25 protein-coding genes, 1 tRNA gene and 1 pseudogene are annotated in these 21,809 nt (G+C 47.8%); 14 read left to right on the plus strand and 13 right to left on the minus strand.

The annotated features are described in order from the left end of the window. Positions 1 to 100: 100 nt before the first annotated feature. On the minus strand, positions 101 to 1,351 hold the full coding sequence (locus XMM312_RS04660) for an ammonium transporter (protein WP_173481904.1): 1,251 nt from the start codon (positions 1,349 to 1,351) through the stop codon (positions 101 to 103). Between the two features lie 35 nt (positions 1,352 to 1,386). After that, positions 1,387 to 1,725: a P-II family nitrogen regulator gene (gene glnK, locus XMM312_RS04665; protein WP_173481905.1), complete on the minus strand. Its 339-nt coding sequence runs from the start codon at positions 1,723 to 1,725 to the stop codon at positions 1,387 to 1,389. A gap of 293 nt (positions 1,726 to 2,018) precedes the next feature. Here glnK and XMM312_RS04670 point away from each other — a divergent pair, with 293 nt between their 5' ends. From XMM312_RS04670 to rep, 3 genes are all read left to right on the plus strand, one after another. Further along, positions 2,019 to 2,267, plus strand: a complete 249-nt coding sequence (locus XMM312_RS04670; protein WP_173481906.1) for an accessory factor UbiK family protein — start codon at positions 2,019 to 2,021, stop codon at positions 2,265 to 2,267. A 39-nt stretch (positions 2,268 to 2,306) separates the two neighbouring features. Beyond that, positions 2,307 to 3,800, plus strand: coding sequence for a YifB family Mg chelatase-like AAA ATPase (locus tag XMM312_RS04675; protein ID WP_173481907.1), 1,494 nt, complete (start codon positions 2,307 to 2,309; stop codon positions 3,798 to 3,800). Positions 3,801 to 3,875: 75 nt separating this feature from the next. Then, positions 3,876 to 5,891: a DNA helicase Rep gene (gene rep / locus XMM312_RS04680; RefSeq protein ID WP_173481908.1), complete on the plus strand. Its 2,016-nt coding sequence runs from the start codon at positions 3,876 to 3,878 to the stop codon at positions 5,889 to 5,891. A gap of 51 nt (positions 5,892 to 5,942) precedes the next feature. On the opposite strand, the gene XMM312_RS04685 is transcribed toward rep, so the two are convergent. From XMM312_RS04685 to XMM312_RS04705, 5 genes are all read right to left on the minus strand, one after another. Further along, positions 5,943 to 6,362 (minus strand): cytochrome c5 family protein, encoded by a 420-nt coding sequence (locus tag XMM312_RS04685; RefSeq protein ID WP_173481909.1) that lies wholly within the window; start codon positions 6,360 to 6,362, stop codon positions 5,943 to 5,945. 315 nt (positions 6,363 to 6,677) lie between these two features. Beyond that, positions 6,678 to 7,346, minus strand: coding sequence for a rhodanese-like domain-containing protein (locus XMM312_RS04690; protein ID WP_173482616.1), 669 nt, complete (start codon positions 7,344 to 7,346; stop codon positions 6,678 to 6,680). 82 nt (positions 7,347 to 7,428) lie between these two features. After that, positions 7,429 to 8,097, minus strand: a complete 669-nt coding sequence (locus XMM312_RS04695; RefSeq protein WP_217362111.1) for a rhodanese-like domain-containing protein — start codon at positions 8,095 to 8,097, stop codon at positions 7,429 to 7,431. Positions 8,098 to 8,147: 50 nt separating this feature from the next. Continuing rightward, positions 8,148 to 8,309 (minus strand): hypothetical protein, encoded by a 162-nt coding sequence (locus XMM312_RS04700; RefSeq protein ID WP_173481911.1) that lies wholly within the window; start codon positions 8,307 to 8,309, stop codon positions 8,148 to 8,150. A gap of 149 nt (positions 8,310 to 8,458) precedes the next feature. Further along, complete coding sequence (locus tag XMM312_RS04705; protein WP_173481912.1) at positions 8,459 to 8,803, minus strand: hypothetical protein; 345 nt, start codon at positions 8,801 to 8,803, stop codon at positions 8,459 to 8,461. Positions 8,804 to 8,892: 89 nt separating this feature from the next. On the opposite strand from XMM312_RS04705, the gene rluF reads away from it, so the two are divergent. From rluF to XMM312_RS04740, 7 genes are all read left to right on the plus strand, one after another. Beyond that, the gene (gene rluF / locus XMM312_RS04710; RefSeq protein ID WP_173482615.1) at positions 8,893 to 9,879 is read left to right on the plus strand and encodes a 23S rRNA pseudouridine(2604) synthase RluF; all 987 of its coding nucleotides are present in this window, start codon (positions 8,893 to 8,895) and stop codon (positions 9,877 to 9,879) included. A 185-nt stretch (positions 9,880 to 10,064) separates the two neighbouring features. After that, on the plus strand, positions 10,065 to 10,637 hold the full coding sequence (locus tag XMM312_RS04715; RefSeq protein ID WP_173481914.1) for a cytochrome b/b6 domain-containing protein: 573 nt from the start codon (positions 10,065 to 10,067) through the stop codon (positions 10,635 to 10,637). Then, positions 10,627 to 11,013, plus strand: a complete 387-nt coding sequence (locus tag XMM312_RS04720) for a DUF1924 domain-containing protein (protein ID WP_173481915.1) — start codon at positions 10,627 to 10,629, stop codon at positions 11,011 to 11,013. Before XMM312_RS04715 ends, XMM312_RS04720 begins: the two co-directional genes overlap by 11 nt. A 15-nt stretch (positions 11,014 to 11,028) precedes the next feature. After that, the gene (locus XMM312_RS04725) at positions 11,029 to 11,646 is read left to right on the plus strand and encodes a diheme cytochrome c (protein ID WP_173481916.1); all 618 of its coding nucleotides are present in this window, start codon (positions 11,029 to 11,031) and stop codon (positions 11,644 to 11,646) included. A 64-nt stretch (positions 11,647 to 11,710) separates the two neighbouring features. Continuing rightward, complete coding sequence (locus tag XMM312_RS04730; protein WP_173481917.1) at positions 11,711 to 11,920, plus strand: PepSY domain-containing protein; 210 nt, start codon at positions 11,711 to 11,713, stop codon at positions 11,918 to 11,920. A 2-nt stretch (positions 11,921 to 11,922) separates the two neighbouring features. Further along, positions 11,923 to 12,594, plus strand: coding sequence for a response regulator transcription factor (locus tag XMM312_RS04735; RefSeq protein WP_173481961.1), 672 nt, complete (start codon positions 11,923 to 11,925; stop codon positions 12,592 to 12,594). A 1-nt stretch (position 12,595) separates the two neighbouring features. Then, the gene (locus tag XMM312_RS04740; protein WP_173482614.1) at positions 12,596 to 13,924 is read left to right on the plus strand and encodes a sensor histidine kinase; all 1,329 of its coding nucleotides are present in this window, start codon (positions 12,596 to 12,598) and stop codon (positions 13,922 to 13,924) included. A gap of 84 nt (positions 13,925 to 14,008) precedes the next feature. Here the strand turns inward: XMM312_RS04740 and XMM312_RS04745 are convergent. Next, positions 14,009 to 14,085 (minus strand) — tRNA-Arg (locus XMM312_RS04745). 242 nt (positions 14,086 to 14,327) lie between these two features. Next, positions 14,328 to 15,362, minus strand: coding sequence for a dihydroorotase (gene pyrC, locus XMM312_RS04750; RefSeq protein WP_173488775.1), 1,035 nt, complete (start codon positions 15,360 to 15,362; stop codon positions 14,328 to 14,330). Between the two features lie 165 nt (positions 15,363 to 15,527). On the opposite strand from pyrC, the gene XMM312_RS04755 reads away from it, so the two are divergent. Continuing rightward, the gene (locus XMM312_RS04755; protein WP_173481920.1) at positions 15,528 to 15,743 is read left to right on the plus strand and encodes a DUF2892 domain-containing protein; all 216 of its coding nucleotides are present in this window, start codon (positions 15,528 to 15,530) and stop codon (positions 15,741 to 15,743) included. 30 nt (positions 15,744 to 15,773) lie between these two features. On the opposite strand, the gene XMM312_RS04760 is transcribed toward XMM312_RS04755, so the two are convergent. Both XMM312_RS04760 and XMM312_RS04765 read right to left on the minus strand, forming a co-directional pair. Further along, entirely contained in the window at positions 15,774 to 16,649 is an 876-nt protein-coding gene (locus tag XMM312_RS04760; RefSeq protein WP_173488776.1) for a DMT family transporter, read from the minus strand. Next, positions 16,636 to 17,031 (minus strand): nucleoside-diphosphate sugar epimerase/dehydratase, encoded by a 396-nt coding sequence (locus tag XMM312_RS04765; RefSeq protein ID WP_173481922.1) that lies wholly within the window; start codon positions 17,029 to 17,031, stop codon positions 16,636 to 16,638. Before XMM312_RS04765 ends, XMM312_RS04760 begins: the two co-directional genes overlap by 14 nt. A 102-nt stretch (positions 17,032 to 17,133) precedes the next feature. On the opposite strand from XMM312_RS04765, the gene XMM312_RS04770 reads away from it, so the two are divergent. Both XMM312_RS04770 and XMM312_RS04775 read left to right on the plus strand, forming a co-directional pair. Beyond that, positions 17,134 to 17,862, plus strand: coding sequence for an AzlC family ABC transporter permease (locus XMM312_RS04770; protein WP_217362110.1), 729 nt, complete (start codon positions 17,134 to 17,136; stop codon positions 17,860 to 17,862). After that, on the plus strand, positions 17,859 to 18,179 hold the full coding sequence (locus XMM312_RS04775) for an AzlD domain-containing protein (protein WP_173484136.1): 321 nt from the start codon (positions 17,859 to 17,861) through the stop codon (positions 18,177 to 18,179). The genes XMM312_RS04770 and XMM312_RS04775 overlap by 4 nt, the downstream gene beginning before the upstream one ends. Here XMM312_RS04775 and XMM312_RS04780 read toward each other — a convergent pair. Next, positions 18,148 to 19,884 carry a diguanylate cyclase gene (locus tag XMM312_RS04780; protein WP_173484135.1) on the minus strand — a complete coding sequence of 579 codons (1,737 nt, stop codon included), beginning with the start codon at positions 19,882 to 19,884 and terminating at the stop codon, positions 18,148 to 18,150. The two genes, XMM312_RS04775 and XMM312_RS04780, sit on opposite strands and share 32 nt — an antisense overlap. A gap of 9 nt (positions 19,885 to 19,893) precedes the next feature. Continuing rightward, complete coding sequence (locus XMM312_RS04785; protein WP_254442851.1) at positions 19,894 to 21,153, minus strand: PotD/PotF family extracellular solute-binding protein; 1,260 nt, start codon at positions 21,151 to 21,153, stop codon at positions 19,894 to 19,896. A gap of 189 nt (positions 21,154 to 21,342) precedes the next feature. On the opposite strand from XMM312_RS04785, the pseudogene XMM312_RS11445 reads away from it, so the two are divergent. Beyond that, positions 21,343 to 21,747 (plus strand): annotated as a pseudogene (locus tag XMM312_RS11445) (ATP-dependent zinc protease); the annotation flags it as partial. Positions 21,748 to 21,809 lie beyond the last annotated feature (62 nt).

Raw genomic sequence — 21,809 nt, forward strand, 5'->3', positions numbered from 1 at the left:
ACCTGTTTGTCCAGAAACAAAAAAAACCCTACCTGGGGGTAGGGCTGAGAAGAGGGGTGTATCGCTACACCCCGGGTTTCAACAGAAACTGAGTTTCATTTTACTTACGTGAAGTGACGAACTCTGGGTACGCTTCCATACCACATTCAGAGATATCGACACCTTCGTACTCTTCCTCTTCAGTCACTCGGATGCCCATCACAGCTTTGATGATGCCCCAAACCACTAGGCTGACAACGAATACCCATACGAAGATTGTTAGGGCGCCGATGATCTGGCCAGAGAAAGTAGAACCGTCGTTTGTTACTGGTACTAGTAGTAGACCAAGAAGACCTACAACACCGTGTACAGAGATCGCACCGACAGGATCGTCAATTTTTAGTTTATCCAGCGTTAGGATAGAGAAGACAACCAGAACACCACCGATCGCACCGAAGATGTGAGCTTGTAGTGCAGAAGGGGTTGAAGGCTCTGCTGTGATCGCTACTAGACCTGCTAGTGCACCGTTAAGTGCCATTGTAAGGTCCGCTTTGCCGAACAGTAGACGCGCTGTGATTAGTGCTGCTACTACACCGCCAGCCGCAGCTGCGTTAGTGTTCATGAAGACAACGGCAACTGCGTTTGAGTTCTCAACGTCAGACGTTGCTAGAACCGAACCACCGTTGAAGCCGAACCAACCCATCCAAAGGATGAATGTGCCCAGTGTTGCCATTGGTAGGTTAGCACCAGGGATCGCATTGATCTCACCGTTCTTACCGTATTTGCCTTTACGTGCGCCAAGCATTAGGACACCTGCTAGTGCTGCTGCAGCACCTGCCATGTGGACGATACCTGAACCCGCGAAGTCAGAGAAACCAAGATCACCTAGAGTGTACATGCCGAATACAGCGTTGCCGCCCCAAGTCCAAGAACCTTCCATTGGGTAGATGAAGCCTGTCATCACAACCGCGAACGCTAGGAACGCCCATAGTTTCATACGTTCAGCCACTGCACCCGATACGATAGACATTGCTGTTGCAACGAATACCACCTGGAAGAAGAAGTCAGCTGATGGCGCGTAGGTCCACTCATCGGCAACACCGTCACCCGTGATGCTAGATAGGAAGTAGTCACCGCCGTACATGATCGCGTAACCGCAAACGAAGTACATGATGCAAGAGATCGCGAATAGCGCGATGTTCTTAGTTAGAATTTCAGTGGTGTTCTTAGAACGAACAAGACCTGCTTCTAGCATTGAGAAGCCTGCCGCCATCCACATAACCAGCGCACCACACACCAAGAAGTAGAAGGTATCGAGTGCGTACTTCAGCTGGGTAACATCACCAGCTGTTGTATTCAAAAGTTCTTCCATTGTTATGCCCTCCAATAAGGCCAAAAATCAAAACGTTATAGAGCTTCGTCGCCGGTCTCACCGGTACGGATGCGAACCACTTGTTCAAGCGCTGAAACAAAAATCTTACCGTCGCCAATTTTGCCGGTTTGCGCAGCATTGGTGATCGCTTCGATAACCTGATCTACGATCTCATCAGAGACAGCAGCGTCTAGGCGAACTTTAGGTAGGAAGTCCACAACATACTCTGCACCACGGTAGAGTTCGGTGTGGCCTTTTTGACGGCCAAAGCCTTTAACTTCAGTCACGGTGATACCTTGTACACCGATCTCTGATAGCGCTTCGCGCACGTCGTCAAGCTTGAATGGCTTAATTACGGCTGACACTAGTTTCATCAGATTTCTCCTTAATGTGAAAAGGGAGGATTAATTTTTTCCTGTGAACTCTATTTGCGAAACTTGTGCCAACTTTTAAAAATAACTTATAAAACATTGACTTATAAATTTTTCATGGGTCTCTTTACCGTTTTATCAACCTTTATAGTGCACGCCAGTATGCACCACAAAAGTGCATGCACTACTTTGGTGCGCCATATTGAGGCTAAAATAGTGATCATAGACGCTTGTCTTAAAAGGGTTCTGGTATAGTGCATCTATTGAGACGCATATCGATGTTAAAGGGGGCTGAGATGCTTGATCCTAAGATGTTTGAAAACCTAAGTCAGACGATGACCCAATTCCTTCAGGGTAACTCATCACTTCCAGGTCAGGAGGCGATGCAGCAGCAAATTAAAACTGTACTTCAATCAAGTTTTGCTAAACTGGATTTAGTCACTCGGGAGGAGTTTGACGCTCAGGCCGCTGTACTTCAGCGAACTCGAGAAAAATTAGAGCAGTTGGAAGCGATGGTTGCTGAGTTGGAGTCAAAAGAGTCCTAAAGCAACGCTAGGCCAACTGCAGGACCCAAGGATGGCGTCATGGCATTGGCAACTCTTTATAGCCGAGCTCAGCTCGGTATCGAGGCACCTCGCGTTCGCGTTGAAGTGCACCTTTCAGGAGGCTTACCCTCCTTTGCAATTGTGGGTATGGCAGAGACCGCGGTGCGTGAAAGCCGCGAGCGTGTGCGCAGTGCACTGTTAAACGCCGGCTTTGAATACCCGCAACGACGAATCACCGTTAACTTATCACCGGCCGATCTCCCCAAAGAGGGCGGACGCTATGACCTAGCCATTGCGCTTGGCATTCTGTTGGCATCCAATCAGCTTAAAACAACTCACCTGCAGCAGGCAGAGCTCTACTCAGAATTGGGCTTGGACGGCAAACTGCACCCTATTAGAGGCCTATTTCCGGCCGCCTATGCCTGTGCTGAAGCGGATTCACTGATTGTTATTGCCCCCGATAATAGCCAAGAAGCCTCTCTCGCGGGTGCTAAGCAACAACTTTCAGCTAAGACGCTGTACGATCTATGTCAGGCGTTGAGTGCTGAAAAGCTACCTGAAATAGACCCTCAACCCCCAGTTCATTATCCGCCGAGTTACCCCGTAGATCTTTCAGAAGTTCGGGGACAACCGATGGCCCGTCGTGCCTTGGAAGTGGCCGCCAGTGGAATGCATAACCTGCTTTTGAGCGGTCCTCCGGGCAGTGGTAAAAGTATGTTGGCCCAAGCACTGCCATCGATCCTACCGCCACTTTCGCAATCCAGTTGTATCGAAACGGCCAGTATCTATTCGGTCTCGGGTTTGCCGGTCGAGCGATTGTTTCGGGGTGAACGACCCTACAGAGCACCGCACCACAGTGCCTCATCACGGGCGATGGTGGGGGGTGGATCTTCCCCTAGGCCGGGTGAGATCTCACTGGCGCATCAAGGGGTTCTATTTCTGGATGAGCTGCCAGAATTTCCCCGTTCTGTTCTGGAAGTTCTGCGAGAGCCGCTTGAAACCGGTGAGGTCAGTATTTCTAGAGTGGCGGGCACGCTGACCTACCCTGCGCGTTTCTCTTTGATGGCGGCGATGAATCCTTGCCCCTGCGGTTACTACGCTGATGGGACCGAGCGATGTCAGTGTTCTCAGGCTCTAATCGATCGATATCAGGGTCGAGTCTCTGGCCCATTGTTGGATCGATTTGATATGCGTCTGGCTTTGAGTGCGGTGCCCACAGAGGAGCTATTACTGGGCGAATCGCATGAGGAGTGCTCTGACGCAGTTCGTAAGCGAGTTAGTCAGTGTCAGCAGCGACAGTATGATCGGCAGGGCAAGCTCAACTCTGAGCTAACAGGCAGTGAAGTCCAAAAAGAGCTGAATGCTTCAGAGTCATTATCAAAAGAGTTTATGGTGATAGCGACACGCTTACAGCTCTCCGCTAGGGCTTGCCATAGAGCACTTCGCGTGGCTCGCACACTGGCGGATATGAATGCAGATCAGGCGATCGAAAACAGCCACATTATGGAGGCGCTCAGCTATCGACAGCTTTAACTGATGAGCAGATCTTGGGCTTGCTGATGTCAGGGTGTACACTGTGCGCCCTAATATCGAGTCTGCTCATCAAACATGTCACGCCTTAACCCCCGTCAGAAAGAAGCCGTCGAATACATCAGTGGTCCACTGCTGGTATTGGCTGGCGCTGGCTCAGGGAAAACCAGTGTCATCACGCGAAAAATCGCTTATCTCATTGAAGAGTGCGGCATTGAGGCGCGCCACATTGCGGCGGTTACCTTTACCAACAAAGCCTCGCGTGAGATGAAAGAGCGAGTCATGTCGCTGGTGGAGGGTAAAGCGGCACGCGGTTTGATTGTCTCAACCTTCCACAATCTTGGTCTAACCATCTTGCGCCGTGAGCATAAAGCGCTCGGAATGAAGCCAGGCTTTTCGTTGTTTGATGACCAAGACAGTCGCATCTTAATTCGAGATCTTCTAGTCCATCACGATGAGGACACGGATAAGATCAATGTCGTTCAGAGCCAAATCTCCTCTTGGAAGAATGAGATGATCACGCCTCAACAGGCTCTGGAGACTGTCTCAGAGCCGATCGACATTCTCTGCGCCAGAGCCTATGAGGCATATGAGCGCCACCTTCGTGCCTATAACGCGGTCGATTTTGATGATCTTATTTTGGTGCCTGTGCGGCTGTTTGATCAAAAGCCAGAGGTGTTAGAGCGTTGGCAAAACCGCATTCGCTACTTGTTAGTCGATGAGTACCAAGACACCAACTTGTCACAGTACCGTCTAGTTCGACAGCTGGTGGGGCATCGTACAGGTTTAACCGTCGTAGGTGATGATGATCAGTCGATCTACGCATGGCGTGGTGCTCGTCCAGAGAATCTGGCCCAACTGCAGCACGACTTTCCAAGTTTAAAACTAGTAAAGCTAGAGCAGAACTATCGCTCTACAAGCCGCATACTCAAGGCGGCTAACACCTTGATTGCGAACAACCCCCACGTGTTTGATAAGACGCTGTGGAGCGAAATGGGCATGGGTGATCCGCTGCGTCTGATACACCTACCCAGTGAAGATGCGGAGTGTGAGCGCATCGCGACCGAGATTCTGGAACGACACCTGCGAGAGCGCGCACCCTTTAAAGATTTTGCTGTGCTCTATCGTGGCAATCACCAAGCCAGGTTGCTCGAGATTAAAATGCAGAACTTTAAGGTGCCTTATAAGCTCAGCGGCGGCACCTCGTTCTTTGCTCGCGCCGAGATCAAAGATTTGATGGCTTACTTCAAAGTGTTGATCAATCGCGACGACGATAACGCCTTCCTTCGTATCATCAACTTGCCGCGTCGAGAGATCGGACCTACCACACTGCAGCAGCTCGGGGAGTATGCAACCGAGCGACATATCAGCATGTTTGCAGCGGTCGATGAGTTGGGTATCGAGCAGGTTATGAAGCCCAACGCGCTGGCTCGGCTGCGTGCCTTTACTGAGATGATAGAGCGTTTGCACTCACTCTGTTTGGGGTCGGATCCCATTGGGGCGATTCGTGAACTGATCGCCGAAATTGGCTACGAAGAGTGGATTACCGCTAACGCCTCAAGCGATATTATCGCGGAAAAGCGTATTCAGAATGTCTGGTTCCTAGTCGACTCCCTTCGTGCCTCCTTGGAGCGTATCCAAGAAGATGATCCAGATGCGGGCATTGAAGAGGCGATTGCGCGACTTGTGCTGCTCGACTTGCTAGAACGCCAAGAGGAGGAGGATGACTCCGATCGTGTTCAGTTAATGACGCTACACGCCTCGAAAGGATTGGAGTTCCCCCATGTCTATCTAATGGGCATGGAAGAGGATCTGCTACCGCACCGAAATAGCATCGAATCGGACACCATTGAAGAGGAGCGTCGTCTCGCTTATGTGGGTATCACACGAGCGCAGCGTACCTTAGCGATGACGTTAGCGAAGAAGCGTAAACAGTTTGGAGAGTGGCAGAGTTGTGAACCGAGTCGATTCTTAGACGAACTGCCCGACGAGGATATTGAGCGTGAAGGGCATGGCGAAGTCGATCCAGAACGAAACCGAGTCAGAGGCAAACAGACCTTGGCTGGATTAAAAAATCTATTGGATGATTTCTGATAGTACACACAAAAACAGCGCCTATAGGCGCTGTTTTTTATCGAGTATCGCTTATTGAGCGATCATGTACTCAATTGATGCTTTGATCTCATCATCAGTACAGTCAGAACATGTACCGCGGGGAGGCATTGCACCGATGCCATTAATTGCATTGCTAACCAAGGTGTCTAGACCTTTAGCATCTAGGCGTGCAGCCCATTCACCAGAGCCGATCTTAGGAGCGCCTAATACACCTGCACCATGACAAGAGTTACATGAAACCGCGACGATATCCGCTGCAGTTCGGGCACCACCCGCTGGTGCTGCAGAAGCTGAACCACAGCTTTCATCACCTTGTAGACACACTTTGCCTACTGGCATTAGACGTTCTGCGATGACATCTTCAGAAGTAACGGCTTGCGCTGATAGAGCTACAAACGTTAGACCTAGAGTACATAGTGCTGTTGAAGCCTTAGAAATGATTGCTTTCATTGGCTGCTCCTCTCTGTATTGAAGTCGGCTCTACTTGCTACCTTGTGGGTAACCTAGACCGAAGGCTAAAAATTCTGCGCGCATTATAACGATTATTAGTTTTATTCGAAATAACGCTATCTTTGGTTCTTATCGTTTAAAGATGTAAGGGGTTGGTATAACTAGCATATAGGGGCAACTTGTGACTGTTTTAGTGCTTTATCGAGGATCAGAGATGATCGGTGGGATTGGCTTTAGACTAAAAGATGAGAAGATTAAAGGTGAAAGGATAAGAGAGCCGAAGCTCTCTTATCCTTATCCTTAGGGACGCACGACTTAGGGTTTAACGGTTGTGAAACCGAGTGTTTCCCAATCCTGCATACCACCACGGTACCACTTGATCTTGTCAGCCGGGTAACCGAAATCAAGCAGCGCTTTGATGTTGGTTGGCGATTGGCCACACCACATACCGTTACAGTACATCACTAGAGTTTTAGCCTTACCGTACTTCCATAGGCCATCAAACTCTTCACCACCGAAATCTTCCACGATGATCTCGCCGATAGAGATAGGGTCTGCCCCTTTACGAGTCGACAGCTTAGTCCATGGAATGTTTACTGCTCCAGGAATCATGCCGCGAGCAGCCCAGTCTGGGGTGCGTGAGTCGATGATAAGGATTGAGTCATCACCTGCAGAGACCGCTTCCATATAGCCGACCATCTCTACTTCACCAATGGTCTCAACACCGGGTGCCAGTACGATTGGCTGAATACAGAATGGCGGACAAGGGCGTGATGTCATTGCGAAAGAAGGGTTCACGGTGTTTTTAGTATCTTGGTTACGCATGACGGTTACTTTTTCACCCTTATGCATGACCTCAGCCGACATTAGGCTGCCAGTGATACCCACAGGCTTGGTTGCTGCAGCCGACTCTGTTTTAGTTGCTGCAGAGTTACAGCCAGCCAGTGTGAGAGCGGCCAGTGACGCGATTAGAATTTTTTTCATTGTATCTTCCTTATTTTTAGGCAAAAAAAAGCGCAGTCGTTAATAACTACGCTTTTTTGTTCAACTAGGTATAAAACCCCAATTAAGGCTTAACAGTTGTTAGGCCAAGGTTTTCCCAGTTCTGCATACCACCACGGTACCACTTGATTTTGTGCGCTGGGTAGCCGAAGTCTAGAAGTGCTTTGATGTTAGTTGGCGACTGGCCACACCACATACCGTTACAGTACATTACTAGAGTTTTAGCGTTACCGAACTTCCAAAGACCGTCGAACTCTTCAGCACCGAATGTGTCAGTGAAGATCTCACCAATAGAGATTGGGTCAGCACCTTTACGAGTTGATAGTGCTGTCCATGGTAGGTTGATCGCACCAGGGATCATGCCACGCGCAGCCCAGTCTGGAGTACGTGAGTCGATGATTAGGATAGAGTCGTCACCTGCAGACGCTTTCTCCATGTAGCCAATCATCTCTACTTCACCAATGGTTTCGACACCAGGTGCAAGTTTCATTGGTTGGATACAGAAAGGAGGACAAGGACGTGAAGTCAATGCGAATGATGGGTTTACAGTGTTCTGGTTGTCAGCGTTACGCTCAACAGTCACTTTGCTGCCGTTGTGCATGACTTCAATCGACAATAGGTCGCCAGTGATGCCGACTGGTTTGTCGTCCGAGTGAGAGCCAGCCATTGAAAGACTCGCCATACCTGTAGCAACTACGCCAACTAGGCCCATTACAAGAGATTTACGGATCATGTTTGATTCCTCAGTGATGTTTCTTTTTTAATAATTATTGAGTGTTGAAATTAATCACACTCTGGTTCTGGCTCACCCTCTGGTACACAAAGTGAACCGTCATCGCAGTAGATAGACTTTGCTTCGCCCTCATCAGCTGCATGAGCTGGTGATACAAATGCGAAAGCCATCATCAACGATGTAAGGATTGCGGCTAGAAATTTAAGATTCATGATGTTCTCCATTTTTAGAAGTATCAGAATTAACTTTGCAGTCAATTTCTGACTTCTCCCATAACAATAGATTGATATTTATCAATTTTCAAAGTTTACGGCCTGAAAACGTATATTGATTAGTAATTAACGTAAATTGTTAAGAGATATCAGTTATTTTCGACGTTGGTCGCACAAGGGAAGTTGTTTAGCATCATCTGAGTGATTGCCTCAGTTCCACTGTCGGGAATTTGGCGGTTCTGCCAATAGTCTAAATAGGTTGAATAGATAACGGCATCCGCATCGGGACGCATAGGAATCACAAAACAGCTACTGGAATCTGTGCTGTGCTTCAGTGCATCGGTCACGCCTAACACATACCCCTGAACGACCATCGACTCCTGTGATAAAGCTTCGTAAATATCACTTCCCGATATAAAGGTGTAGTTATCTGTATCGGCTAATACCGGTGCTGTTACAGACAGGGCCAAGAGCAAAGCGGTTATGTTTGTCATTTTTTCACTTATGAATCTGCGGTCTAAGTTGGTGAAGCCTGGTTCGATCGATACAATAGACGATCAATTAATCAGGATTACTCTAAGCCATGTTCAACGGTTCAGCAAAGCGACTCAATAAATTTATCAGTGAGAGTGGTATCTGCTCTCGACGAGAAGCCGATCGCTTTATTGAACAGGGTAATGTCTTTATTAACGGTAAACGGGCTCAGATTGGAGACCAAGTACACCCTGGAGATCAGGTTCGCGTCAATGGTCAGATGATCGACCCACCAGAGCCCGATGACTTCGTCTTTATTGCCCTAAATAAACCTGTAGGGATTGAATCGACTACAGAAAGCTCTCGTCCCAACAATATCGTTGATTTCGTTAATCACGGTGTGCGTATCTTCCCAATCGGCCGTCTAGATAAAGACTCTCAGGGTCTGATTTTTATGACCAATAATGGCGATTTGGTTAACAAAGTCCTGCGCGCGGGTAATAACCACGAGAAAGAGTATGTGGTCACGGTTAATAAACCGATCACTCCGGCGTTCATAGAAGGGATGGCGGGCGGAGTCCCCATTCTTGGCACAATGACCAAAAAGTGCCCCGTGAAAAAGCTAGATACTCGTGTATTCAACATAACGCTTGTTCAAGGGCTTAACCGACAGATTCGCCGTATGTGTGAACATTTTGGCTATGAGGTCGTAAAGCTAGAGCGTACCCGCATTATGAACGTCGACCTGAAGGGCCTAGCGCTTGGCGATTGGCGAGATCTGACACAAAAAGAGTTAACAACACTGTTAAAATCAGTAGAGCACTCCTCGTCAGAGGCGAAGCCCGGAACACGTAAGTCACGCAGCCCGAACAGATCAAAGCCCTCTCAATCCACACACAAGAAAGGGCATGCAAATCGTAATAGCCACGGAGAGGGTAAAAAACCCAATTCCAACGGACCAAAACGAAATGCTGCAGGCAAACCGATCGTGCGTAAACCAACAACCAAGCATCCTGATCGAGGAGCAAAACGCGGTGGCGCGGCTAAAAGCGGAAAGTCTTCCAGTGGGTCTGGCGGTCGTGCCAGAAAGCGATAACCGATTAGACGGATATCTCCAATAAGCTATTCTAAATTCGCACTGCATAAAGAAGCACTATTAGCTGCTTCTCCTCAATTTTTTGTAACTCCAATCTCATAATAAATTTTTAAGCTTGGTTTTATCTTGCTCAAGGCAAGATCTCATTCAAGTTGAGAAATTTGAATAAACCTTTGGAGTATTCAATGAAAAAAGAGATCAGGGTTTGGGATCCATTAGTCCGTGTTTTTCACTGGGCGCTCGTGTTGAGCTTTGCGATCGCTTGGATAAGTGCAGACGAATTTGACACTCTACATTTCTGGGCCGGTTATACCATTGCCGCTTTAGTAGCTTTCCGTATTGTGTGGGGTTTTATTGGCACCCGCCACGCACGCTTCAGCGATTTTGTTTACCGTATAAATACGATTAAAAGCTATCTGATTGATCTGGCTGCTTTGCGTCCTAAACACTATGTGGGGCATAACCCGGCAGGTGGATTAATGGTGATTGTCCTGCTTCTCTCTCTTGGATTACTCACTTTTACAGGCATGGCTTCTGTAGCGCCAGATGGCATAGGACCGCTTGCTGGCACTTGGGTAGAGTCGATTTCAGGGTACTGGATGGAAGACGTTCATGAGGCCGTTGCTAATCTAGTTCTAGCCTTCGTGTTGTTCCATATATCAGGTGTCTTAATCAGCAGTTTAGTCCATGGGGAAAACCTAGTTCGAGCGATGATCAACGGGAAAAAAGAGATCGAGGAGAAGGGCGATGAGAATTAATAAATTTGCTATCGCACTGATAGGTTCACTCTTTGTAGTGGCTGCAAATGCAACGCCAGTGAGTGATCGCATGGTGGCAGCCTTCGAGGCGGCTAGTGGTAAAAGTGCTAATGCAGACGCAGGTAAAGCGTTGTGGAACCGAGACTTTAACGGTAAGAGCTGTACAACCTGTCATGGGTCTGATGTGAAACTGGTAGGCCAGCATGCAAAAACCAAAAAGGCGATTGATCCTCTAGCGCCAAGCGTAAATCCGGAGCGACTTACGCAGGATCATAAGATTAATAAGTGGTTCCTAAGGAACTGTAAATGGACGCTTGGCCGCGAGTGCACCCCAGCAGAGAAAGGAGACATCCTACTCTGGTTATCTAATCAATAAGAGCGAGATAGAAATATGAAACTTAGCATTAAAACGGTCCGTTGGATTTTGGGTACGACACTGCTTACTAGTGCTCTAGGGGTTGGAATGGTTGGTGTTGTTAATGTCGCCTTCGCTGATGAGGGCTGGAAAATCTTCGGTCAAGATGACGATGAGTACGGTGAGCGTCGAAATGGTGCTTTAAAACAGACAGATAATTCGCCAGCACGCCAGCTCTATATTGATGAGTGTGCAGACTGTCATATGGCCTATCCTACAGGATTTCTACCTGAGCGAAGTTGGCAGAAGATGATGGGTAATTTAGATAATCACTTTGGTGAAAATGCCGAGTTGGATCCTACATCACAACAAGCGATTACTCAGTATCTGGTTGATAATGCGGCTGAAAACAGTTCAAATCGAAGGGCACGTAAGTTTTTACGCAGCGTATCAGATAACGCTACACCACTGCGTATTACTGAGTTACGTTACTTTAAAAAGAAGCATGATGAGGTACCGGATCGTATGGTAACCGGTAATCCAGATGTTGGTAGTTTTAGCCAGTGTCAGGCTTGTCACGGGGATAGAGCAGAGCAGGGCTACTTTGATGACGACTCGGTCAATATTCCGAATCACGGCCGCTGGGATCATTAATCTCCTAGCACTTTCGTTGCCTTCTATTGCGGGAGATAACCTCTCACAGCGGGAGGCGAGGGAGTTGTTGGAGTCGGGTCATATCCTCTCACTTTCGGAACTACAGGACAGACACGCACAGACATTTATCGGCAAAATCTTAGATCTTGAGCTAGAACGCAAAGATGGCAAATTGATCTATGAATTTGAGGTTCTCGGTGGTGACGGTGAGGTGCGTGAGTATTACATCGACGCAGCTTCGGGTGAGCTTCTTCAAGAGAAATTGGAGGATTAATGATGCGCCTACTGCTCATTGAAGATGACACCGAACTCATCGATCAATTAAAACCCCAATTGCAAAAAGCGGGCTTTGCAGTGGAGGTGGCCCGAGATGGAGTAGATGGCGAGTTTCTTGCTCAAGAAGAGTCATTTGACGGCATTATTCTCGACCTGGGGTTGCCTAAACGCCCAGGAATTGAGGTGCTATCTAACCTGAGAGGTGCGGGTATTGATACCCCCATTGTGATTCTTACGGCTCGCGACTCCTGGCAAGAGAAGGTGGATGGTCTTAAGCATGGTGCAGATGACTACCTTACTAAGCCTTTCCATTTTGAAGAGCTCCAAGCGCGTATAGAAGCGGTGATGCGCCGTAATCAAGGGCGTGCAGATAACACTTTAGTCTGTCAGGGCGTTTCTTTAAACGTTGATACCCAACAGGCAATTGATGCGTTAGGGCAGAGTATTTCATTGACCGGCAAAGAGTTTCGATTGCTGCGTTATCTGATTACTCATGCAGGAAAAATCGTATCTAAGACAGAGCTGAGTGAACATGTCTATGAAGAGGAGATGCTCAAAGATAGCAACGTGATCGAGGTCTACATCAACCGTCTTCGCCAATATTTTGGGAAAGAGTTCATTGAGACCAAACGTGGCCAGGGATACATCGTTCAGTTGGATGTGAGCGAATAAGATGTTTAAGCAGGGATACTCAATTGAGGCGCATCTCCAGTCTCGCTTAACTAAACTTCTGCTGCTTCTTGCTGTTCTGCTGTTAGTGCCCTTACATCTTACTGTTCGCTCGTTTGTTGATGACATTATCGAACAACGCCTTGGTCATGATGCAGAGACGATTATCACCGCTTTGAGTTTGGATACAAACAGTCAGTGGCAACTGCAACAAGAGCGTATCTCCTCTATTTATCAACGCGTAGAGTCTGGCCACTATTTCAAACTTCAGTCCGAGCAGTTTCAGGCACTCTCTCGCTCTCTTTGGGATCGCGAGCTTAATGTATCGTCAGTTGCCCCTGGCATTGTTGATATTGCGGTGATTATTAATGATGACCAGCGCTGGATGATTCTTACTCAAGGATTTAAAAAATCAGATGTCAATTTTACGCTTGCGGTTGCTGAGGATGTAACGGAGCTCTATCACAATCAGTGGCTGCTAGAACTGCTGCTATTTCTAATCATGGTGGTTGTTTTTGGGGTGGTCGTTTGGCTACAAAGGCGAATGGTTAAATCAGGTTTTGCTAGCCTAGAGCCAGTTCGGCAAGCGATTGAGGCTGGTGACATCAGTTCATCGATTCAATTCCCGGATCAACTTCCTCGAGAGATAGCGCCTTTAGCCTCTGCGCTCAATCGATTATTGGCTCGCTCAGCTGCGCAAATAGAGAGATCACGCACAGGTTTAGGCAATCTAGCTCATGAGCTGAAGCGGCCTATTCAGAAGTTGCGCTGGCTCTCCTCTGAACTAGATTCAAATGAAAACTCTGCCAAGGCAATAGCTCTAAGTGAAGAGTTTCAGCATTTGATGGACCGCGAACTTCGACGAGCTCGTATTTCAGGAACACCAACGCCCGGCAAACTGTTTGCTCCTTACGCTGACTTGACCCCTATGGTTGAGCTCTTTAAACGAATTTACCCCAGTAAGGAGTTACACCTAAAACAACTGCCCCGATATGAACTCCCCTATGATCGAGATGATATGCTCGAGCTTATTGGCAATTTGCTAGATAACGCCCTAAGGTATGCGACTTCAAAAGCTGAGTTATCGATAACCTACTCACGTGAAAATCACCGTTGGATTCTTTTAATAGAGGATGATGGAACAGGGGTGTCGCAAGAGAATATGATTCGACTAACTCAACGAGGCGTTCGTTTAGACGAAGATTCTGCAGTGTCAGGTTCAGGCCTTGGTATCGCCATCAGTAAAGCGGTAGTAGAGAGCTATTCGGGTAATTTAAGCTTTAGTGACGGATTGCTTGGTGGGCTTGGCGTTAAAGTCGAATTACCCATTTAAACGGATTGGTTTTGCTTGGTGAAGGTAGAGATGGCGCGCCCGGGATTACTCGGTCAATCCTGACCTCGGCCTTTCAGGTAAAGATGGCGCGCCCGGAGGGATTCGAACCCCCGACCAACAGGATCGGAACCTGCTACTCTATCCAGCTGAGCTACGGGCGCGTTGAGTTGTTGAATTGTATAGTGCTATCCATCATCGGGATAGACTCGTTGAATCGCTTAAGCGATTCAACGCCCCTTCGGGCGCTTACAGCGGTCCAAATTCTTGCCACAATTTGTCGAACCCCCGACCAACAGGATCTGAAGCTGTTACTTTATCTAGCCGGCCGGCGCTCCGGTGAGCTACGGGCGCTTTATCTTGAGGCGTGAATCTTACTGATACCGCCTCGCTTTGCAAGTGAGTTCTAGCTTTTCAGCTTCCACTGAACCTCACTTCCGGCCATGAATGGGATGATGGGGCGGCCATTCGGTAGAGTGATGCTCTCTGGTAGTGTCCAGGACTCTTTTAACAGTGTGATGGTGCCGCTGTTTTCCGGTAGGCCGTAAAATTTAGGGCCGTGTAGGCTCGCAAAACCCTCTAGTTTGTTCAGTGCCCCTAACTCATCAAACACTTGGGTGTATAGCTCAATGGCTGCCCAAGCGCTGTAACAGCCTGCACAGCCACAGGCGGTCTCTTTTTTAGCCTGTTCATGAGGTGCTGAGTCAGTGCCTAAGAAGAACTTATCTGACCCTGATGCAACGACATCACGTAGCGCTTGCTGGTGAATGTTGCGCTTTAAGACAGGTAAACAGTAGTTGTGTGGGCGAATACCACCCACTAACAAGTCATTTCGGTTCAGCATCAAATGTTGCGGTGTAATGGTGGCACCAATGTTACCGCCCGCCGCAAGCACAAACTCAGCTGCGTCTTTGGTGGTGATGTGCTCAAAGACAATTTTAAGCGTTGGGTACTTCTGTGTGATTGGCCCCATGCGTTGATCGATGAACTCTTTTTCGCGATCAAAGATATCAATATGCGAATCAGTGACCTCACCATGGACCAGTAGAAGCATGTTGTTCGCTTCCAGCGCAGCGAACACATCGGCTAAGCCATCGATGTTCGTTACTGCAGCATCCGAGTTTGTAGTCGCACCGGCAGGGTAAAGCTTAACGGCTTTAATGCCCGCTTTAGCCGCTTCATTGATATCTTCAGCGGTGGTTCTGTCGGTGAGGTAAAGCGTCATTAATGGCTCAAAGTTCGAACCCGCTGGTCGTGCAGCAAGGATGCGCTGTTTGTAGGCCTCTGCGTCAGCAGCGTTACGAACCGGTGGTGCAAGATTAGGCATGACAATCGCACGATCAAAACAGCGAGCGGTAGCTGCTACTGTCTCAGCAAGGATATCGCCATCACGAAAGTGAAGGTGCCAATCATCGGGTGTTTTGATGGTGATTTCGTTCATGGGATCGCCCACTCCTTAAAAATTTTCGATCTGAATATTTTACACGGTTTGGTTAGAGGTCGCTGTGCATTTTATAAATTAGTTGCTTGTTTAATTAGTAAAAACTAATATATCGATATTGGTTCTAGTTGAACCACTTAATTTCAATTTTGAGAGGGACGGAACATGTCTGTAGAACGTATGGTATTTGCCTTTGCTGGCTTTATGGTTTTGTTGAGCTTGGCACTGGGCGTAGCGGCTAGCCCACTGTTTGTCAGTGAGTACTGGTTGTGGTTCACAGCCTTTGTTGGTGCGAACCTATTCCAAACAGCCTTTACTGGATTCTGCCCATTGGCAATTATCCTGAAGAAGCTAGGCGGTAAAGCGGGTACAGCGTTTTAAGTTCCGCTAAGTGATTGAAGAGCCGCTCTATTAAGCGGCTTTTTTGTTGCGTTCAAAACCTGCAATCAGTGACCCACCGACAATAGCCAGACAGGCCCAGGCAAGAGACCAGCTCGGTTCCGCTAATCCAAACAGAACCAACAGCACGACCGAGATCAACGGTGCCGAATAGGCTAGTACCCCCAGCAGTTGAATATTGCCGTGCTTTACCCCGTAATCCCAAGTGAAAAAGGCGATGCCGACTGGCCCCAGGCCAAGGCCAATCACTCCTATCCATTGAATCAGATTGGCTGGCATGACGGTTGTCTCCCAGGCGAGGTGACAGAAGAAGGCCAATACCGCTGTGGCACCACAAAACCAGCCAGCCGCATCGGTCGGTACATTGGCGGCCAAACGGCTGGTGACAGAAAAGCTAGACCAGATTAGAGCGCAGGCTAGGGCGATTAGATAGCCTGACGTGTATTGCGGTTCGAAGGCGTCACTGCCACCCCCAATCAATAACCAACAGCCCGCTAGAGCTGATAGAGCGCCGACTAGATGCGCCCATCTAAAACGGTGGCCTGGAAGTAGGGTAGAGAATAGAACAATCAGTAGGGGCCAAAGGTAGGCTAATAGACTGACCTGCACAGCCGGCGCTTTCGACATCGCTAAAAAGTAGCAGAAGTGGTAACCAAAATAGCCACTTACGCCTAATAGCCAGACAGACTTTTTCTGTTTTGCGTAACGGACACCCCAGTGACCCTCTTTACGCCATTTGGTAAGCATCAGTAGAAAAGCAATGGCGAAGGTCATCGACATTAATTGAAAGGGTGGGATCTGGTTATCCGTTAACCGAGTTAACAGAGCCAAGGCACCCCAGAGCGCTATGGCTGAAAAACCAATCAGTGTCGCGTTACTTCTGTTCATATGAGTCCAGCGTTGAAGAGATCGTATTCAGTTGTTCTTCCAAACTCAGGTTTGGGTCCATTTGGACAGTGGGTATGTTCATTGAGCTAAGTTGCTTAACGCATTCATCAGGCAGCAGCTCAGATCTTTGGTTGAATGTAACCACAGCTTGAACATGATGTCGCTGAGCCAGTGCTTCTATTTCGCTTGGATATCGAAGCGGGGCTCCAAGCATCTCGGTTTTATGGCTCCATGGCTCATCATCGACAAAGGCTATTATTTTTCCACCTCTCTCAATCAGTGCTTGGGCGAGTTGATGTTCTACAAAATCGATACCCACGATAATGAAACTTGAGCCTCGCCATTTTGAATTGCGAAATGCATTCAGGATTTTGTCGAGCACTTAGTTCCTCTTTTTACTTGTTGTCGCGTTGGCTAAAGATCACAATAGTGGACCTAACTGAAACACTATTCTCACTTTTTCCGTCCCATAAGGAAACCTCTGTTGTTTGGTCGTAATAAGCTATTTTGGCAAGGCGCTAGGCGTGGTTTTATCTCGTCGCTCCCTTTCTATATCGTCATGGTTCCATTTGGCACACTGTTTGGGCTTTTAGCCACAGAAGCAGGTTTAAATGTGCTTCAAGTGATGGGGTTTAGCTTTGCGGTCTTAGCAGGCGCTGCGCAAATTACAGCCGTGACACTTATGGAGGAGAATGCCCCTACCGTCATTATTCTAGCCACCTCGCTTGCGGTGAACCTGAGGATGGGCATGTACTCAGCTGCCCTAGTGCCACTGATTGGGAAAGCGAAACTCTGGCAGAGAGTCCTAGCAAGCTATTGGATTTTTGATCAGTCATACGCTGTGACAGCGCTAGAGCACAATAAAAACCCCAACCTTTCGTTGGATGAGCGGTTAGGTGTCTTTTTTGGGGTTGCGATTCCGGTCTCCTCTCTATGGTATCTCGGCACTTATCTTGGAGCGGTGGTGGGCAATCAAATTCCATCCGAATTAGGGCTAGAATTTGCGGTCCCCGTCACCTTTTTAGCCTTGGTTGCACCACTTTTAAGAAGTATTCCACACCTACTTGCAGCATTTACCTCAGTCCTGTTTACCTTGTTATTTGCAGATTTCCCATTCAGTTCAGGACTTTTGGTGGCCGGAGTCATGGCGTTGGCGGTGGGCTATCTATCGGAAGTTTGGCTTGAAAAGCGCCGTTCGAAGGAGGCTGTATGATTCACTCTGATCTGTATGTTTGGATGATCATAGCGGGCTTAAGTCTGGGCAGCTTTGCGATTCGTTTCTCTTTCTTAGGGCTAATTGGTGATCGTCAACTTCCCAAACCGGTTGAGCGAGCTTTGGGCTATACATCGGTGGCTATTTTGCCGGGTATAGCTATGCCTATGGTGTTAAGTAGCAGCAGCGGAGAGTTAGAGCCGACTCGACTGATCGCTGCGTGTTTAACCTTGTTGGTTGGCGCTTGGACGCGAAGCCTACTCTACTCATTACTAGCAGGAATACTCAGCTACTCCCTTCTGATGGCGGTTTTGTAGAACAGATGCCTAATTGGTTTCGCCCGCTATCTTTAGATCGATACAGCGCTTTGTCTGCCTGATTTAAAAGCTCTTCGCCACTCATGAATTCTGTATCAGGTGTCCAGGTGCAACAGCCCAAACTCACCGTGACACAACCAATGGGTGATGCACGATGCGGAATGTTTTTCGATTCAATCTCTTTACGCAGTTTTTCAGCAAGCGCTTGTGCCGCTGGTGCAGGCGTGTCGAAAAGGAGAGCAACAAACTCTTCTCCACCGTAACGAGCGACGGTATCAGTAGAGCGATGAAATATATGACTCATCGCTTGGGTGACACGTTGAATACAGGTATCGCCCGCCTGATGGCCGTAGGTATCGTTGTACGCTTTGAAGTAATCGATATCTAAGATAATAACCGATAGTGGAAGGGCGCTGCGTCGGGCACGATTAAAGTTTTCGACCAAGCTTGCATCGAGGAAGCGTCGGTTATAGATCTGCGTAAGTCCATCTTTTACTGATAGATCTTTTAATCGGTGATTCGCTTTCTCGAGCTCTTTGGTTCGTTGTTTGACCTTCTCATCGAGTTGCGAACTGAGCTCTTGGTACTTATCGAGCAACTTCTGTGTGTTTTCGTTGGCCTCCCTAAATGCCTCTGCTGAAACAGCCAGGGCCGCTATCTCGTCTTTAGAGTGGTAAGTTGGGATGGGTACTTTTCGCTCGCCATTGGATAGTCGATCAAAAATCTCTCTCAGTCTGGCAATGGGTCTCTCTATACTTCTGCCGACGACCATTCCGATAATGACCGTCATCAAGATGAAGAGAATGCAGAGTGCAATTAGCTGCTGTGATAAAGAACTGACTATGCTTGAAGATTGTTCTTGAGTGCTGCTTAGGGCCTGCCTGAACTCTTGAGTTAATTTCTCAGAAAGATATTTAATTTCATAACTCTCGGCCGCCATGACAACATTAATTAAAAAGAGATAGTTTCGGGTGGTTTGAACACCCTCATTGAATGTTGAGTAACCACGAGCCAATGAGTCATGGATGATATCTAAACGGGTGATTTGTGGGGGGTAGCTCTCTAGAATGTAGAGATCTTCTATCAACCCCATTACGTGTTGATAGTACTCATCCACCAGTTCCAGCTCGGCTGGGTTGAGTGACTCAAAATATTGCCCCATGTGTTTTTCGATGATTAATAGGTCTCGCCAAATATTGTTGCTAATCGCTAAAGAGCCGGCCGATATGGTCTGCTTTTGATAGGCTTCGATTAGAGCGCCCCAACTATTCGTGACACTGGGAAGTGTTGTCTTTACAAGCTGTTGTCGGCGCGATCGCTGAGTTTTAGCTGCCTTAAACGCCTTTTGAAAAGTATGAAGATGTTCATCCACTCGTTTTATGATCGGTTTGGCTGTTTCGCTCTCTAATGACGAGAGCGTTGATAGCTCGTACAGTGCAGATCGGTAGGCAATGTCGACAGAGTCGGCTGCTTGGGTCTGACCAACTCTTAAAAAGGTTTCAGCGCGGCTCTGCATCTCGGCTGCATGAAAACCTAATTGCGTTGCATGTTTTAAATTGCTCGATAGATCGTTTTGTTGATCAAACTGTTTGTTAAGGGTTGTGAGCCCGATAAAAGCAATAATCCCCAGCGCAAGGGTAATCAGCCCCATTAAAAAATAACCGGTGTAAATTCGAGTGGTAAAAGGAACTCTTTGAGCAGGCATTCAAATCCCCTAACTCAGCACAAATTCTTTCCATTTGGGCAGTGTATAGTCATAGGTGTCCATGACACTGTTCCAAACGGCAACATTACTGAAGCGTTGTTCGTAGGATCCGCCCGTTCTTATGGAACCTTCTGCTACTGAAATCGAGCCATCTGTCCCTTTTAGCGATGTAGCGGCGGGTTTGCCCGCGTACCAATAGTCCCACTCCTCTGGACTCATAAACTGTTTAGAGCGTTCTGGGTTGGAGATGTAATAACCCTGTCTTGCAATAAAGGCTCCTGGGTAACCCGATAACCACCAATTCATAAATTGGTAAGCTGCATCTTCTTGCTCACCCTGCGTTTGGCTGGAGAGACACATGACCCCATGCCATGCTCGATAGCCCTCTTTCGGCGCAGCGTAAATGCACGGGATCCCTTGCCCTTGGAGTGCAGAAGCACCGGGACTGAACATGCTCTCAATGATGACTTCGTTGTTCGCCATCAACTCAACGGAGTGGGGGACGGATGACCATACCCCCCTGAAATGGCCGCGTTTTTTGTAATCAATTGCGATCTCAAACAGCTGATCGATCTCACTGATACTCATGTTACCTATGTCATTAAAGGTCATAAGTCCTTTTGCTTGAGCGGCTAAGGCTAAATCAAATATGCCGATCGTGGGTTCGTTCACAATGGCGACCTTACCGGAATAGTTATCGTTTAAGAGCCAGCCCCAGCTCTCTGTGATGTAGGGTTCGCCAACATCAATGTAGCGTGAGTCATAGCCAAAGGAGTCGGTGTTGTGCACATAGGGTAGGAAACTAACGTTTTGGCTAGGCTCACGGCCTAAAGTTTTATCCTTCTGTACATAGAGAATACGGTGTGGTGCATCGCCGCGGCCGATCTTGGCGCCCTCCGAAATCTGACCGTTTTTCGAGAGGTTATTGATCTCATTCCAGTACTGAATTCGTTGTGTATCGATTGATTGAATCGCACCGGCATTCCATAGAACTCTTATGGAGTTTGACCACTGCTCATACAGATCAAATGAGGAGGGGTTGGTTGTTGCGCGCATGAGTACTTCAGCACTACCGCCTGGGTAGAACTGAATATTAATCCCGAGCTCTTTTTCGGCACGCAGACGTAGCTCTTCCTGCAGGGTAACGTGAGTTCCCATGACACGAATAGTCGGGCGAGCATTCTCTGCTTTTAAAATCGCAGGGAAGCCCCCAATTGCTGCAGGCAGTGCAATACCCGCAGCGTTTTTAATAAATTGCCTACGTCGCAATTTACAACTCCTGAATTCAGTAACTTAACTCTATCTCCTTCAATATAGACCTATTTTTTGAAAGTGGTATTAAATATGGCTAAAAAATATACAGATAAAGGCTGAGTATTTTTCACCAATCGTTGCTATAAAAAGCTACGTGATTGGGGATTTATGAGCTATGGTTCGCCCCATTAAATGGAGAACATTATGGACAAACTGATCGTTGGTTCTGAGGAGTGGTGTGGCCTTCCTCTATTGGGCCTGCCCGCTGTTAAAGCTCGTGTCGATTCGGGGGCAAAAACCTCATCACTGCATGCGTTTAACATTCGTAAATTCACTCGTAATCGAGACACTTGGGTCTCTTTCGAGATCCACCCTCTGCAAAAAAATGATGAGCTAGTTGTTCGTTGTGAAGCTCAGGTAGTTGATCGCCGTACTGTAAAGTCATCAAGCGGAACAGCCGAGAGACGTTACGTTGTAAAAACCAACATTACCCTGGCAGATCAAACGTTTGAGGCTGAGTTAACACTCACTAACCGTGATTCTATGGGTTATAGAATGTTGCTGGGTCGTGAAGCGATGTCAGGTCGCATGATCGTTGATCCTGAAGGTAGTTGTCTGCAGGGTGAGCGCACCATTACTGAGTGTAATCAGATGTACGGTGTGAACCCAAC

The organism is Marinobacterium sp. xm-m-312 (assembly GCF_013283295.1).
GTDB lineage: Bacteria > Pseudomonadota > Gammaproteobacteria > Pseudomonadales > Balneatricaceae > Marinobacterium_E.

Bases quoted from the DNA above. Each gene is read 5' to 3' on its own strand.
- XMM312_RS04660 (WP_173481904.1), bottom strand. From the start codon at position 1,351: ATGGAAGAACTTTTGAATACAACAGCTGGTGATGTTACCCAGCTGAAG.
- glnK (WP_173481905.1), bottom strand. From the start codon at position 1,725: ATGAAACTAGTGTCAGCCGTAATTAAGCCATTCAAGCTTGACGACGTG.
- XMM312_RS04670 (WP_173481906.1), top strand. From the start codon at position 2,019: ATGCTTGATCCTAAGATGTTTGAAAACCTAAGTCAGACGATGACCCAA.
- XMM312_RS04675 (WP_173481907.1), top strand. From the start codon at position 2,307: ATGGCATTGGCAACTCTTTATAGCCGAGCTCAGCTCGGTATCGAGGCA.
- rep (WP_173481908.1), top strand. From the start codon at position 3,876: ATGTCACGCCTTAACCCCCGTCAGAAAGAAGCCGTCGAATACATCAGT.
- XMM312_RS04685 (WP_173481909.1), bottom strand. From the start codon at position 6,362: ATGAAAGCAATCATTTCTAAGGCTTCAACAGCACTATGTACTCTAGGT.
- XMM312_RS04690 (WP_173482616.1), bottom strand. From the start codon at position 7,346: ATGAAAAAAATTCTAATCGCGTCACTGGCCGCTCTCACACTGGCTGGC.
- XMM312_RS04695 (WP_217362111.1), bottom strand. From the start codon at position 8,097: ATGATCCGTAAATCTCTTGTAATGGGCCTAGTTGGCGTAGTTGCTACA.
- XMM312_RS04700 (WP_173481911.1), bottom strand. From the start codon at position 8,309: ATGAATCTTAAATTTCTAGCCGCAATCCTTACATCGTTGATGATGGCT.
- XMM312_RS04705 (WP_173481912.1), bottom strand. From the start codon at position 8,803: ATGACAAACATAACCGCTTTGCTCTTGGCCCTGTCTGTAACAGCACCG.
- rluF (WP_173482615.1), top strand. From the start codon at position 8,893: ATGTTCAACGGTTCAGCAAAGCGACTCAATAAATTTATCAGTGAGAGT.
- XMM312_RS04715 (WP_173481914.1), top strand. From the start codon at position 10,065: ATGAAAAAAGAGATCAGGGTTTGGGATCCATTAGTCCGTGTTTTTCAC.
- XMM312_RS04720 (WP_173481915.1), top strand. From the start codon at position 10,627: ATGAGAATTAATAAATTTGCTATCGCACTGATAGGTTCACTCTTTGTA.
- XMM312_RS04725 (WP_173481916.1), top strand. From the start codon at position 11,029: ATGAAACTTAGCATTAAAACGGTCCGTTGGATTTTGGGTACGACACTG.
- XMM312_RS04735 (WP_173481961.1), top strand. From the start codon at position 11,923: ATGCGCCTACTGCTCATTGAAGATGACACCGAACTCATCGATCAATTA.
- XMM312_RS04740 (WP_173482614.1), top strand. From the start codon at position 12,596: ATGTTTAAGCAGGGATACTCAATTGAGGCGCATCTCCAGTCTCGCTTA.
- pyrC (WP_173488775.1), bottom strand. From the start codon at position 15,362: ATGAACGAAATCACCATCAAAACACCCGATGATTGGCACCTTCACTTT.
- XMM312_RS04755 (WP_173481920.1), top strand. From the start codon at position 15,528: ATGTCTGTAGAACGTATGGTATTTGCCTTTGCTGGCTTTATGGTTTTG.
- XMM312_RS04760 (WP_173488776.1), bottom strand. From the start codon at position 16,649: ATGAACAGAAGTAACGCGACACTGATTGGTTTTTCAGCCATAGCGCTC.
- XMM312_RS04775 (WP_173484136.1), top strand. From the start codon at position 17,859: ATGATTCACTCTGATCTGTATGTTTGGATGATCATAGCGGGCTTAAGT.
- XMM312_RS04780 (WP_173484135.1), bottom strand. From the start codon at position 19,884: ATGCCTGCTCAAAGAGTTCCTTTTACCACTCGAATTTACACCGGTTAT.